Source organism: Pseudomonas sp. DTU12.3 (assembly GCF_004124275.1).
GTDB classification, from domain to species: Bacteria; Pseudomonadota; Gammaproteobacteria; order Pseudomonadales; family Pseudomonadaceae; genus Aquipseudomonas; species Aquipseudomonas helmanticensis.
Genome location: NZ_CP027218.1, coordinates 2,223,487 through 2,235,945, shown reverse-complemented (window position 1 = coordinate 2,235,945; position 12,459 = coordinate 2,223,487). Strand labels below are relative to the sequence as shown.

General features: G+C 58.6%; 14 protein-coding genes. 2 read left to right on the top strand and 12 right to left on the bottom strand.

What is annotated here, in order from left to right; all coding sequences use genetic code 11:
- The first annotated feature begins 203 nt into the window (after window positions 1-203).
- A complete protein-coding gene (locus C2E19_RS10365; RefSeq protein ID WP_129396104.1) occupies window positions 204-1,025 on the top strand; it encodes a cytochrome c in 822 nt (273 codons plus the stop codon).
- A gap of 120 nt (window positions 1,026-1,145) precedes the next feature.
- Here the strand turns inward: C2E19_RS10365 and C2E19_RS10360 are convergent, their stop codons facing one another.
- From C2E19_RS10360 to C2E19_RS10310, 10 genes are all read right to left on the bottom strand, one after another.
- Window positions 1,146-1,949 carry a transglutaminase family protein gene (locus tag C2E19_RS10360; protein ID WP_129391330.1) on the bottom strand — a complete coding sequence of 268 codons (804 nt, stop codon included), beginning with the start codon at window positions 1,947-1,949 and terminating at the stop codon, window positions 1,146-1,148.
- Complete coding sequence (locus C2E19_RS10355) at window positions 1,946-2,896, bottom strand: alpha-E domain-containing protein (RefSeq protein ID WP_129391327.1); 951 nt, start codon at window positions 2,894-2,896, stop codon at window positions 1,946-1,948. The genes C2E19_RS10360 and C2E19_RS10355 overlap by 4 nt, the downstream gene beginning before the upstream one ends.
- A 12-nt stretch (window positions 2,897-2,908) precedes the next feature.
- Window positions 2,909-4,318: a circularly permuted type 2 ATP-grasp protein gene (locus tag C2E19_RS10350; protein ID WP_007914061.1), complete on the bottom strand. Its 1,410-nt coding sequence runs from the start codon at window positions 4,316-4,318 to the stop codon at window positions 2,909-2,911.
- Window positions 4,319-4,819: 501 nt separating this feature from the next.
- Window positions 4,820-5,167, bottom strand: coding sequence for a ribonuclease E inhibitor RraB (locus tag C2E19_RS10345; protein WP_008080948.1), 348 nt, complete (start codon window positions 5,165-5,167; stop codon window positions 4,820-4,822).
- 212 nt (window positions 5,168-5,379) lie between these two features.
- On the bottom strand, window positions 5,380-5,613 hold the full coding sequence (locus C2E19_RS10340) for a hypothetical protein (RefSeq protein ID WP_129391324.1): 234 nt from the start codon (window positions 5,611-5,613) through the stop codon (window positions 5,380-5,382).
- Between the two features lie 235 nt (window positions 5,614-5,848).
- Complete coding sequence (speE, locus tag C2E19_RS10335) at window positions 5,849-6,724, bottom strand: polyamine aminopropyltransferase (protein ID WP_064118650.1); 876 nt, start codon at window positions 6,722-6,724, stop codon at window positions 5,849-5,851.
- A gap of 214 nt (window positions 6,725-6,938) precedes the next feature.
- Complete coding sequence (locus C2E19_RS10325) at window positions 6,939-7,130, bottom strand: PLDc N-terminal domain-containing protein (RefSeq protein WP_016773784.1); 192 nt, start codon at window positions 7,128-7,130, stop codon at window positions 6,939-6,941.
- A 71-nt stretch (window positions 7,131-7,201) separates the two neighbouring features.
- Complete coding sequence (locus C2E19_RS10320) at window positions 7,202-7,732, bottom strand: hypothetical protein (protein WP_129391321.1); 531 nt, start codon at window positions 7,730-7,732, stop codon at window positions 7,202-7,204.
- A gap of 135 nt (window positions 7,733-7,867) precedes the next feature.
- Entirely contained in the window at window positions 7,868-8,386 is a 519-nt protein-coding gene (locus C2E19_RS10315) for an ankyrin repeat domain-containing protein (RefSeq protein ID WP_122608419.1), read from the bottom strand.
- 98 nt (window positions 8,387-8,484) lie between these two features.
- The gene (locus C2E19_RS10310) at window positions 8,485-10,323 is read right to left on the bottom strand and encodes a long-chain-acyl-CoA synthetase (RefSeq protein ID WP_129391318.1); all 1,839 of its coding nucleotides are present in this window, start codon (window positions 10,321-10,323) and stop codon (window positions 8,485-8,487) included.
- Window positions 10,324-10,710: 387 nt separating this feature from the next.
- Here C2E19_RS10310 and C2E19_RS10305 point away from each other — a divergent pair, with 387 nt between their 5' ends.
- A complete protein-coding gene (locus C2E19_RS10305; protein WP_129391315.1) occupies window positions 10,711-10,989 on the top strand; it encodes a DUF3509 domain-containing protein in 279 nt (92 codons plus the stop codon).
- 190 nt (window positions 10,990-11,179) lie between these two features.
- Here the strand turns inward: C2E19_RS10305 and mtnC are convergent, their stop codons facing one another.
- Both mtnC and C2E19_RS10295 read right to left on the bottom strand, forming a co-directional pair.
- Window positions 11,180-11,863 carry an acireductone synthase gene (mtnC, locus tag C2E19_RS10300; protein WP_129391312.1) on the bottom strand — a complete coding sequence of 228 codons (684 nt, stop codon included), beginning with the start codon at window positions 11,861-11,863 and terminating at the stop codon, window positions 11,180-11,182.
- Window positions 11,864-11,867: 4 nt separating this feature from the next.
- A complete protein-coding gene (locus tag C2E19_RS10295; RefSeq protein ID WP_129391309.1) occupies window positions 11,868-12,413 on the bottom strand; it encodes an acireductone dioxygenase in 546 nt (181 codons plus the stop codon).
- Window positions 12,414-12,459: the final 46 nt, after the last annotated feature.

Sequence of the window (12,459 nt, the reverse complement as noted above, 5' to 3'; positions counted from 1 at the left end):
GGCGGTCAAGCCATGTTCAAACAACCGAAAGTTCGTCAAGCAGGACTCATTCTTTTCGCCACGACGCTGTTGTTGATTTTGCCGAATTTGACCAAGGTAATCGGCTGACTCAAGCGGCAGGTGCGGTTTATCGCCACTGAAAATATGACTGGCCCGCTACCCGGGCCAGCGTGGCTGTGCCAACCTTTGCGCACTTCCACGACATGGACGGCGATCATTTGAAAGCGCTCATTGTGTTCGGGGCCATGCTGCTGAGTATGCCCTTGTCTGCCGCGCAGTTGGACTTGCAACTGGGTGAGAACAGTCGCACCTGGCAGACCGAGGAGTTGCTCAAGCATCCTCAGGTGCAAACCCTGACGATTAAAAACGACGTGTCCTACAAGAAGGACATGACCTATCGCGCCGTGCCCGTGGCCGCGCTTCTCACCGGCATCAAGCCGGGAGATCACCTGCAAGCCGTGGCGCTGGACGGGTTCGCTGCGGAACTGGCCGCTGCGCCGCTGCTCAACCGCCAAGGCGCGCGAGCGTGGCTGGCAATCGAAGACCCGGCCCAGCCGTGGCCGCCGCTGTCGGAAGGCAAACACAGCGCCGGGCCGTTCTATCTGGTGTGGACGGATCCGCAGGCCGGCAATATAAGCCCGGAACAGTGGCCGTTCGAAGTGGCGAGCATCAAGCGCATGGCGCCGGTTGCAGAGCGCTTTCCTGCCCTGCTGCCGGATCCGGCGCTGAAAGCAGATGATCCGGTGAACCTGGGATTTGCGTTGTTTCAGAAGAATTGTCTGGCGTGTCACCGCTTGAACGGTGCGGGGGATGCGCAGTTCGGGCCGGATCTGAATATTCCGTATAACCCGACCGAGTATTTCGGCGTGGACTTCCTGAAGCGCTACATTCGTGATCCGCAGAGTTTACGCCAGTGGCCGCAGGCGAAGATGCCGGGGTTTTCGGCGGATGTGTTGCCGGATGGGGATCTGGAAATGTTGGTCGGGTATCTGAAGCACATGACCGGACGCAAAGTTAAACCCTGACGCTTGCACCCCCCTGTAGGAGCTGCGGCACGCTGCGATCTTTTGATCTTTTGATCTTTGGAATCAAGATCAGAAGATCAAAAGATCGCAGCGTGCCGCAGCTCCTACAGGGGATGGTGTTTACTGTTGCTGGACGGAGATGATCGGGGTCGGCGAGACGAACACCTTCGCGTGCATCTGCTCGCATCCGCCGCCTCGGCGCATGCCGCGCACCGGGCAGGCATCGAGATAGTCCAGACCCACCGCCAGCTTAAGATGCCGCTCCGGCCGCGCCAGTTCGTTGGTCACATCGAAGCTGTACCAGGCGTCATCCAGCCAGGCTTCCGCCCAGGCATGACTGGCCAGGTGTTCACAATCCTCGCTGTACAAATATCCCGAAACGTAACGCGACGGCACACCCAGACTGCGCGCACAGGCCAGAAACGCATGGGTGTGATCCTGACAAACCCCCGCACGCCCGGCGAAGGCCTCGGCGGCGCTGGTGTCGACTTCGGTCGAACCCGGCGTGTAGGTCATGTGCTGGTTCAGGCCGTGCATCAGATCGATCAGGCCGGTGCGATCGCGCCGTTGCTTGCAGGATTTTTCCGCAAATGCACGCAGGGCCTCATCCGCCTCGGTCAAGCGGGTAAAGCGCAGAAACGGCAGCGCCGACTGGCTTTCGTGTTCGGCTTCGCGCAACTCATCGATATCGACCTGCCCCCGTGCGCCAATGATGATCGCCTCGTGCGGCTCGTCCATGGTCAGTACGTGCAGGATGTTGCCGAACGGATCGAGCTGCGCACGCACCGGGCGTGGCAGGTCGAGCTGCCAGCTCAGCACATGCTGGCGCTCGCTGTCGTGGGGTGTCAGTCGCAGGTACTGGATGCTCGCCCGTACCTTATCTTCGTAGTGATAGGTGGTCTCGTGGCTAATGGAAAGTCTCATGCAGCCTCCAGGTAGGAACTGTGAATGGCGTTACCCAACTGGCGCACCAGCGGGATGAATTCGGTCAGCCAGGCGTGCAGGCCTTCCTCGAGGATTTCGTTGATGCCGGTGTAGCGCAGGCGCGCGTCCATTTCGGCGGCCAGACGTTGCGCGGGGCGACCGTTGGCGCCGGGCAACTGCGCGAGAATCTGGTCGATCTCTTCGGTGCAGGCCCTCAGTGAACGCGGCACATCGGCGCGCAACAGCAACAACTCGGCGACGTGCCGGGCGCCGGGCGCGTCGCGATAGATTTCGGTGTAGGCCTCGAACGACGACAAGGCGCGCAGCAACGCGCTCCACTGGTAATACGCGTGGGCCGTGCCGTCGCTGACCGCTTCGGCCTGATCGCCGGCCATTTCGTAGCGCGCATCGAGCAGTCTTAAAGTGTTGTCCGCACGCTCGATAAAGGTGCCGAGACGAATAAAACGAAACGCATCGTTACGCATGATCGTGCCGTAAGAGGCGCCACGAAACAGGTGCGAACGCTCCTTGATCCACTCGCAGAAACGGCTCATGCCATAGCGACTGAGACCTTGTTCGGCGATCCCGCGAATTTCCAGCCACGTCGAGTTGATGTTCTCCCACATGTCCGCCGTGATACGTCCACGCACCGCATGAGCACTCGCCCGTGCCGCGCCGAGGCAACTGTAGATGCTCGCCGGATTGGCCGCATCGAGGGCGAAAAAGTGCAGCAGGCGTTCGGCGTGCAGTGCGCCGTGACGCTCCAGATAATCCTCAAGGGTGCCGGTGATCAGCAACGGCATGGCCAGTTCGTGCAAACCATCGCCGCGACCGTCCTGCGGCATCAGCGACAGCGAATAACTGACGTCGAGCATCCGTGCGAGGTTTTCCGCCCGCTCCAGGTAACGCGACATCCAATACAGATCCGAGGCAGTTCTACTTAACATGGCAAGCTTCCTTCAATCCTCGACCACCCAGGTGTCCTTGGTTCCGCCGCCCTGGGATGAGTTCACCACCAGAGAGCCTTCGCGCAGTGCGACGCGGGTCAAACCGCCAGGCACCACGCGGGTTTCACGCCCGGACAAGACAAACGGGCGCAGGTCGATGTGGCGCGGCGCGATGCCGTTTTCGACAAAGGTCGGACAGGTCGACAGCGACAGCGTCGGTTGCGCGATGTAAGCGTGAGGCTTGGCCTTGATGCGCTCGCGGAAGGCATCGATTTCGGCCTTCGTCGACGCTGGCCCCACCAGCATTCCGTAACCGCCGGAGCCTTGGGTTTCCTTGACCACCAGATCTGGAAGATTGGCCAGCACATGGGAAAGTTCAGACGGGTTGCGGCATTGCCAGGTCGGCACGTTTTTCAGGATCGGTTCTTCGTCGAGGTAGAAACGGATCATGTCGGTGACAAACGGGTACACCGACTTGTCGTCCGCCACGCCGGTGCCGATGGCATTGGCCAGCACCACGTTGCCGGAACGATAGGACGACAGCAGACCCGGCACGCCGAGCATTGAATCCGGGTTGAACGCCAGCGGATCGAGGAACGCGTCGTCGAGCCGGCGGTAGATCACGTCTACCGCTTTCGGGCCATCGGTGGTGCGCATGAAGACTTTGTCGTCACGCACGAACAGGTCCGCGCCTTCGACTAGCTCAACGCCCATTTCCCGGGCGAGAAACGCGTGTTCGAAAAAGGCACTGTTGAAGCGCCCCGGCGTCAGCACCACGACGCTTGGGTCGTCAATCGGGCTGGAGCTTTTCAGGGTATCGAGCAGCAGGTTCGGGTAGTGATCGATTGGCGCAATGCGTTGCGCGGCGAACAGCTCAGGGAACAGGCGCATCATCATCTTGCGGTCTTCGAGCATGTAGCTGACGCCGCTCGGCGTGCGCAGGTTGTCTTCGAGTACGTAATACGTGCCGTCGCCATCGCGCACCAGATCGACGCCGGAGATGTGCGAATAGATATCGCGGTGCAGATCCAGACCTTGCATCGCCAACTGGTATTGCTCGTTGGCCAGCACCTGTTCGGCGGGAATGATCCCGGCCTTGATGATGCGTTGCTCGTGATAGAGGTCGGCGAGGAACATGTTCAACGCCTTGACCCGCTGGATACAGCCGCGCTCGACGATCCGCCATTCACTGGCGGGGATGCTGCGCGGAATGGTATCGAAAGGAATCAGGCGCTCGGTGCCCTGCTCGTCCCCATAGAGCGTGAAAGTAATCCCGGCACGATGGAACAGCAAATCGGCCTCGCGGCGCCGTTGGGCCAGCAGCTCGTCAGGCGTGTCGGCCAGCCATCGGGCGAACTCTCGATAATGCGGGCGAACCTGGCCGCCGGCGTCGTACATCTCATCAAAATAGGTGCGGATCATGCCGTACTCCTTGTCACCCGGACTTACAGGCCTTCGCAAGGCCCGTGCCATCGGCATAAACGCTTTGATTTCAATCGGTTGGATATTCACGCCAGAGAGACCGCACCATTCCTGTGCGGCAATTGCCCTAACCTGATTGCCCCCGCTTCATTGCGACGCACTGCATCGCCTATCACCAGCATAGTCAGAGTTGATTTCACTGCCCGGCCTTGACTGCGGATAATCCGCGCATTCGCTGCAAAACTTCCCCGCGCACAGCGCCGCGAAGTCGCCAGCTCAACTGACCTGGACTGCTCCCGCAGCCCGCCCCGCTGTAACCCTGACCGGTTTCCTCTCCTTATCGGTCTTCCCTTTTAGCCACCCTTTTCGGTGGCTTTTTTTTGCCTTTTGGAAATGTTTTGAAAGCAAAAGCAAAAGATCGCAGCCTCCGGTAGCTCCTACACCAATCACCTGTAGGAGCTGCCGAAGGCTGCGATCTTTTGATCTTCAATCAATAAAAATTCAATTCAACCGGTGGCGGCTACGCACCTCCTGTTTCACCCCCCAGCCCTCGATTATCCCGCCCAAGGGCTCGACCACTGCCGAAAAGCCCTGCTCGAAATCGCCAATGTCGTCATATGTCGCGTACATCACCTTGCTCAATTCCAGCGCCCACGCGCCATCATCACGCACACTGACCTGGGCATTGATGGATTCACCACGAAATTTGCCTGCAGCCCTGCGCGCCCGCTCCTCGTCCGGGAAAATGGCGTAGAACTCGATGGGATGGAATCGGGAAAAATCGAAACCGCCTTCTTTCATGCGGCGCAGAACATTGCTGCTGATGTCTTCTTGATAGGCTGTGCTCATGAATCGTCCCCCTCGCATAGATGGATAGACTTTCCGTATTCCCGCCCCGGGCCTTACAGGCCAAAGCACTTCGGCAACGGGGTTGCCGGCGGGAAACAAGCATGTAGCTGACAAGACCAGACCTTAGCGATCCGTTCGCTGATCTCGCTTGCAGAGTAGCCCCAAGATAGAGCCGCTGCCAAGGCCTGGTGGTGAAGGTGACAAGAAGAATTTCAGATTGGGGTGATGCTGCGGATTTCGATGCTGTTCTGGGTTTTCAGGCTTTTCACGCCAGCATCGGCGGTGCGCCCTTCCAGATCGTTAAGATCCAGCTCGGCGGCGACAGGAAGAAAGCGTTCCTTGATCAGTTTGGCGGCCCGCTCATGACTCGGGCACTCTTCGCACTCGAAGACTTCGTTGACCGTTTCACCGTGATCGTCCACGAAAGTGACTTTCCACTTTTGCATCAGTGCCTCCTCGATCAAACCCGCAAATGGGCTTACACCTATCTCGACTGTGTACGCCGAAAGTTGGTTCAAAAGGATTACAGCGGGTGAAGATGAAAAAAACGACATTTACTGTAAGGGGAAGCAAATGTGGGAGCGAGCCTGCTCGCGAAGGCGGTGTGTCAGCAACATTTTTGTTGAGTGACGCACCGCTTTCGCGAGCAAGCCCGCTCCCACAGGGGTTTGCAGCGTTCTTTTAGTCGTTGCTTGGCTTGTTGATCGCCTGCAGCACGTACTGCGGCAAGGCGAATGCGCCGATGTGGATTTCCGGGTTGTAGTAACGCGTGACGATGCCGCTGCCGATGAAGCGCTGCTGCAGGGTTTCACGGCTCAGCTTGCGGTAGGCCGGGTTGGTCGAGCCCCAGGCGAAGGTCATCGAGCCGCCGATGTAGGTCGGCACGGCCGCCTGGTAGAAGTGCCAATCCGGGAACAGGCTGTTCAGGCGCCCGGCGGTGGTTTTCACTTCATCGATCTGCATGAACGGCGTGCCGTTCTGGGTCACGAGGATGCCGCCTTCGTTCAGGCAGCGGTGGCAGGCCTGGTAGAAGTTCTCCGAGAACAGCACTTCGCCCGGGCCGATCGGGTCGGTGGAGTCGGAGATGATCACGTCGAATTTTTCCGTGGTGGTGGCGACGAAACGCATGCCATCGTCGATCACCAGGTTCAGACGTGGATCGTCGTAGGCGCCGCTGGAGTGATTCGGCAGAAACTCTTTGCACATGTCGACCACGGTACCGTCGATCTCGACCATGGTGATGTGTTCGACGCCGGCGTGTTTGCTTACTTCGCGCAGCATGCCACCGTCACCGCCACCGATGATCAACACGCGCTTGGCGCTGCCGTGGGCGAGGATCGGCACGTGGGTGAGCATTTCGTGGTAGATGAATTCGTCGGCTTCGGTGGTCTGGATCACGCCGTCCAGCGCCATGACACGGCCCATGCGCGGGTTCTGGAAGATCACCAGGTGCTGGTGTTCGGTGCGCACTTCGTGCAGCAGTTTTTCCATGCGAAAACGCTGGCCGTAGCCTTCGTAGAGGGTTTCCAGATACTCGCTGGTCTTGGTGACGGTCATGGTGAAGTGCTCCGATGAATGCGCGGGCGTCAATCGTGGGGACGATTGCCCGGGAAAGGCGCGCATTCTACGTTGCCGAAGATGACAGGTCGAACCTCACAACCACAATCCCTGTAGGAGCTGCCGAAGGCTGCGATCTTTTGATCTTGTTTTTTACAATCAACATCAAAAGATCGCAGCCTGCGGCAGCTCCTACATGAGTGAGGTGGTGCGGTCAGATCCGCACGTTGCCTCGTGGGCCGGCGATTGCCCAGATGATCAGGCCCAGCACTGGCAGGAGGATGATCAGCAACACCCAGACGATTTTCATCCCGGTGGAGGCGCCGCTTTTCAGCACGTTGATGATTGCCCAGATGTCGAGGGCGAGAATGATCAGGCCGATCAGACCGTTGAACGTGGAACCCATGGCGTTGCTCCAGAATAGTGGCATGCACTTTTAGGATAGACGGTCGCGCGCAGGGTTCCCTTTTATTGCGCTTAGACGTGAACGGCGATCTTCAAGGCTTCCAGCGACGGCGCGGCGCAGATGCCGACTTCGGCGCACAATTCCAGCACGCGAGGGATGTCATTGCCGTAGACCAGCACCATTTGCAGCTCGTCATCGAGCAACTGGCTGAAGTTCATCAGCGTGTAGCCGCCGTTTTCCTTGTTCATGCTGCTCATCTGCACCTGGATGCGGTTGAGTGCGGTCAGCGCTTCGGTCTTGGCCAGTTGCTTGGGCTTGAGGTTGAAATCGACGCCCGGGCCGAACGAGGCAACGATCTGTGCAAACAGGTCGCCATAAGAGTCAGCCTGGAACAGCACGGTTTCCGGCAGGCTGCCAACCACGACCCACTCGCCCAACGGAATCGGGAAGGTGTCGTCGTAGTTGATGTCCGGATTGGCGACCAGAAAGGCGTCGGCATCGGCGTAGGCTTGCGCCGCTTCATCGGCCACTTTCAGGATCTCGTCCTCGCCCATGCAGCCGGAGCTGATTTTGCTGATGAGTTCGACGAGTGCGGCTTTCATGAGGGCGGATCCTGTGGCGAAGGTGAAATTTCAGGGCGCGGAGGATAGCGCACAAAGCAAAAGATCGCAGCCCGCGGCAGCTCCTACAGAGGAATCAGTGTAGGAGCTGCCGCAGGCTGCGATCTTTTGACCTTATCAACCCAACAATTTTTCCAGTTGCGCCGTGGTATCAACCGCGCCCATGGTCCGCGCCGCGTCCAGCGCGGTCACGCCGTTGGCGTCCTTGGCCTGCGCGTTGGCGCCTTTGCTGATCAGGTAATCAACGATTTCAACACGGTTGAACATCGCCGCCATCATCAGCGCCGTGCGGCCATCGAACGACGAACCTTCGATCTCGGCACCGGCCTCGACCAGCGCTTTCACCACGGCCAGGTCACCCTTGAACGCCGCACCGGCAATCGGGCTCTGGCCGTTGCCATTGCGCATTTCCGGATCAGCCTTGTGCTTGAGCAGCACCTGCACCGCGTCGACATGGCCGTAATAGCTGGCCAGCATCAGCAAAGTGTCGCCCTTGCTGTTCTTCAGGTTCACCGGCAAACCTGCGGTGACCAGGCGATCAAGCATCTCGGCATCACCGTCGCGCGCCTTGTTGAAAACCTGCTCGGTGAATTCGGCAGCTTCTTCAGGGGTCATCTGGCGGCTTTGGTCGGACATGGGGCAACTCCACTTTCGGTCGATCGGAAAGCCGACAGTTTCCCGAGCGCGGCGAAAGCTGTCACCCCCTTTTTTTTCAAAAGCGCTTATAGCCAGAATCAATAACGATGTTTGCCCTGATGAATTTCCGCCAACACTTCGTCAGTGACTCGAACATAAGTCTGCGTACCAGGCAGCCATGCGTAGATCGGGTCATCGCCCGTCTGGCCAGGGTCAAAGCCTTCATTTTTCAGGCGCGTTTTCTGGTATTTGAAGGTGCCGGTGGTTTCCATTTTGACTTTCACCCGCAAGAACAACGGCACCGCATAGGCGGGCATGCGTTCGCGGGCAAACGTCAGTAACTCGGCAAAATCCAGTGTGGCCAAGGATTCTGCCGGGGTGATTGCCGCCATGCCGGCGCGGCCGTTGGTGTTGCGGATTTCCACGCCATACGCCACCGCCTCGGAGATATGCGGGTGTTGCAGCAACAGGTTTTCGACTTCCGTGGTCGAAACGTTTTCGCCCTTCCAGCGATAGGTGTCGCCGAGTCGATCGACAAATTGCGCATGGCCAAAACCGATGTTGCGCAGCAGATCGCCAGTGTTGAAGAAACGATCGCCCTTGCTGAACACGTCGTGCAACACGACCTTGGCGGTTTTCTGAGGATCGGTGTAACCGTCCAGCGGCGCTTTCTCGTCGATCCGCGCCAGCAACAGGCCCTGCTCGCCTTTGCCGACCTTGCGCATGAACCCGTCGGCGCTGCGGATCGGCGCACCGCTGTCATGGTCGTAGGCGACCAACTCCCAAGCCATCAGCGAGAAACCGATGGTGTTGTCGAAGTTGAGAATGTTGGTGAAGCCGATGTTGCCGTCGCTCGCCGCGTATAGCTCACAGATGTGTTCGACCGCGAAGCGTGTCTTGAACTCGGCCCAGGCGCCGGGGCGCAAGCCGTTGCCGATCATCTTGCGCACGTCGTGACGGCTGTCATCGGCGCTGACCGGTTGGTCGACCAGATAACGGCACAACTCGCCAACGTAGCCGATGGTGGTCGCACGATAGCGGCGCACATCGTTCCAGAACTGGCTGGCGCTGAATTTGCGACGAATCGCAAAACCGGAAGCGCCGTTGACCGCCGACCCCCAACACACACAGAGGCCGGTGGCGTGGTACAGCGGCAAGGTGCAATAGACGACGTCGTCGGGGCGCATGTCGAGGGCGATCATGCCGAAGCTCGCCGAGCTACGCATCCAGCGGCCATGCTTGAACACCCCGGCCTTGGGCAGGCCCGTGGTGCCTGAGGTGTAAATGTAGAAACACGGATCGTTGAAAAATACCTGCCGGCTGCTCGGCGGATTTTCGCTGCTGGCATCGGCACTGGCGCTGATCAGGTTGACGTAACCGTCGGGCGCAATCCCCGGATGGCTGTAGGTGTCGTGGTCGGCAATGAACCAGGTGCGCTGCGACGCTATCGAAACTTGCTCGCGCACTGCCGCAAACGCGGGACTCAATTCTTCGCCGACGACGATCGCCACCGGCGCCACCAGATTCACGCTGTGGATCAGCGTGTCGCGGGTCTGAGAAGTGTTGAGCAACGCACTGACGGCACCGATCTTGGCCAGCGCCAGAATGGTTACGAGCAATTCCGGGCGGTTCTCGACGAACACCGCCACCACATCGCCCTTGCCGATGCCCTGCCCGCTCAAATAATGAGCGATGCGATTGGACCACTGATTGACCTGCGTGTAGGTCAACACGACATCGCCCTGCAATAACGCCGGGCCTTGGGGATTGCGCAGGGTCGCTTGTTCAAATGTCCAGCCAAGGCCACAGCTTTGGGTCGGATCCGTGACGTTGGCTACCTTCATTCCCTTGACCACCCGCGGGATGGCTTTGGCAATCATCGGCAGTTTGCGGAGCATCATGCCCCAGGTAATCGTGTCGCTTGGCGCGTGACTCATGACAGCTCCCCGTTCGGCCTTGGTGTTGGCCGGTGTTTTTATTTTCGGGCAATGGCTTGGTGCAACCGACGCATTCGAGCGTGGATCGAGATCGAAAATACGTCAGCGCTTCTCGGGCTGTACACGCGGTTTTTGCAATGTTTTGTATCCGCTGTTTGTGCGGATGCGACGAAGATCGCCAAGTGATCGAATGGTTCCGTCAAATCGACAACGATCCCGCAAAATGCAGGATGCACGATGGCCACTCATGCAGATTGCACGACACCTGAAAATCTCTTTATTTACAACTCATTGATTTATAAGGATATTTTTAATTTAAAATGCTGGCACAATCTCTGCAACCTCCTCTGCATGCTTGCCATTCAAGTGCATACGGAGCTGAAAGACATGAGCCTGATCCAAGAAAAATTTACCTCGCTGTTCTCCAACTTCGAAGTCACCACCGCGCCACGTCCCGATGGCGGGATCCTGCTGACTCTGCGCAGCAGCGACGGCAAGGTGTTCAAACGCGCACTGACCTATCAGCAACTGCATGCCGGTGACCAACTGTCGTGGGCAATCAGCGCGATTCGCCGTGACCTGGCCGAACAAGCCAGCGAGTTGCCGCAAATTGCCATGCTGCAAAGCCAGCAGCGTTTTGCGCTGCCGACGTATCACTCGCTGTAATTTGTAAAACGCCTTAAACGAGACAGGCCGTGGAGCATGCGCTTCACGGCCTGTTTTTTTATGCGCGATCTCTACTACGATCGCTAACTCTTTGTAGGAGCTGCGGAACGCTGCGATCTTTTGATCTTGTTCTTAAAGATAAGGGTCAAAAGATCGCAGCGTGCCGCAGCTCCTACAGGGTTTTGTGTGGTCAGAAGGCTTCGGGCTCGATGCCGGTGAATGTGTCGACGGTGATGTGGCTTCCCAGCTCGCCGCCTTCGCGGGCCAGGCCGCAGGTTTGCAGGCCGGCCGATTGCGCGGCGTCGAGTTCTTCGACGATGTCGGAGAGGAATAGAATCTCTTCCGGTTCAACGCCGATGGCTTGCTGGATGTTGGTGTAAGACTGCGCCTCACGTTTAGGCCCCGACGTGGTGTCGAAGTAACCGTTGAACAGCGGCGTCAGATCCCCCGCTTCCGAGCAGCCGAAAATCAGCTTCTGCGCCTGAATCGAGCCGGAGGAATACACAAACAGTTGATAACCCGCAGCGTGCCAGCGTTGCAGTGCTTCAACGGCGTCCGGGTAAACGTGCCCTTTCAACTGCCCGGCGTGATAACCCTGCGCCCAGACCATACCCTGCAAGGCCTTGAGCGGCGTGGCTTTGCGATCTTCCTCGATCCAGCTCAAGAGAATTTCAACAACCCGTTCAACATCGGCCTGCGGTGCACTGCTGTCACGGCGCACGGCGTCGAGTTGCTCGGCGACATCGGCACGTTCGGCGTTCTGCCGAACGAAATCCGGCAGGTGTTTGGCCGCGTAGGGAAACAGCACGTCAAACACGAAACTCACCGCGCTGGTGGTGCCTTCGATGTCGGTAACAATGGCTTTGATCGACATCGAATCAGTCCTCCAGACGCGGGAAACGGCCGGCGATGTCTTCGCCGGTGAAATTGGCAACCCAACCTTCTGGATTGTTGAACAAGCGAATCGCGACGAAATGCGGATGCTCGCCCATGTCGAACCAGTGTTTGGTGCCGGCCGGTACCGAGATCAGATCGTTCTTCTCGCAGAGTACCGCGTAGACGTAATCGTCGATGTGCAGAGTAAACAGCCCACGACCGGCGACGAAAAAGCGTACTTCGTCTTCGCCATGGCGATGTTCTTCGAGGAACTTGGCGCGAAATTCGGCTTTTTGCGGGTGATCGCTGTTGAGGCTGATGACATCGACGGTGATGTAACCGCGCTCGGTCATCAGCTTGTCGATCTGCTCTTTATAAGCGCTGATCACTTCTTCCTGCGTAGCGCCGGGCTGGATCTTCGCCGCGGCTTGCCAGCGGTCGAAGCGCACGCCCTGCTCGGCCAGGGTCGAGGCGATGTCTTCAAAGTGGGTCAGCACTTTGTTGGGAATGTCGGGGCTTGAGACGTGATAGACGGACAGGCTGCTCATTGGGGCAATTCCTCGGTATCGGCCTTGCCGTCCGGTTCTTGCAGAC

Bases quoted from the DNA above. Each gene is read 5' to 3' on its own strand.
- C2E19_RS10355 (WP_129391327.1), bottom strand. From the start codon at position 2,896: ATGTTAAGTAGAACTGCCTCGGATCTGTATTGGATGTCGCGTTACCTG.
- mtnC (WP_129391312.1), bottom strand. From the start codon at position 11,863: ATGTCGATCAAAGCCATTGTTACCGACATCGAAGGCACCACCAGCGCG.
- C2E19_RS10320 (WP_129391321.1), bottom strand. From the start codon at position 7,732: ATGAAAGCCGCACTCGTCGAACTCATCAGCAAAATCAGCTCCGGCTGC.
- C2E19_RS10340 (WP_129391324.1), bottom strand. From the start codon at position 5,613: ATGCAAAAGTGGAAAGTCACTTTCGTGGACGATCACGGTGAAACGGTC.
- C2E19_RS10295 (WP_129391309.1), bottom strand. From the start codon at position 12,413: ATGAGCAGCCTGTCCGTCTATCACGTCTCAAGCCCCGACATTCCCAAC.
- C2E19_RS10305 (WP_129391315.1), top strand. From the start codon at position 10,711: ATGAGCCTGATCCAAGAAAAATTTACCTCGCTGTTCTCCAACTTCGAA.
- C2E19_RS10350 (WP_007914061.1), bottom strand. From the start codon at position 4,318: ATGATCCGCACCTATTTTGATGAGATGTACGACGCCGGCGGCCAGGTT.
- C2E19_RS10345 (WP_008080948.1), bottom strand. From the start codon at position 5,167: ATGAGCACAGCCTATCAAGAAGACATCAGCAGCAATGTTCTGCGCCGC.
- speE (WP_064118650.1), bottom strand. From the start codon at position 6,724: ATGACCGTCACCAAGACCAGCGAGTATCTGGAAACCCTCTACGAAGGC.
- C2E19_RS10315 (WP_122608419.1), bottom strand. From the start codon at position 8,386: ATGTCCGACCAAAGCCGCCAGATGACCCCTGAAGAAGCTGCCGAATTC.
- C2E19_RS10360 (WP_129391330.1), bottom strand. From the start codon at position 1,949: ATGAGACTTTCCATTAGCCACGAGACCACCTATCACTACGAAGATAAG.
- C2E19_RS10310 (WP_129391318.1), bottom strand. From the start codon at position 10,323: ATGAGTCACGCGCCAAGCGACACGATTACCTGGGGCATGATGCTCCGC.
- C2E19_RS10365 (WP_129396104.1), top strand. From the start codon at position 204: ATGGACGGCGATCATTTGAAAGCGCTCATTGTGTTCGGGGCCATGCTG.
- C2E19_RS10325 (WP_016773784.1), bottom strand. From the start codon at position 7,130: ATGGGTTCCACGTTCAACGGTCTGATCGGCCTGATCATTCTCGCCCTC.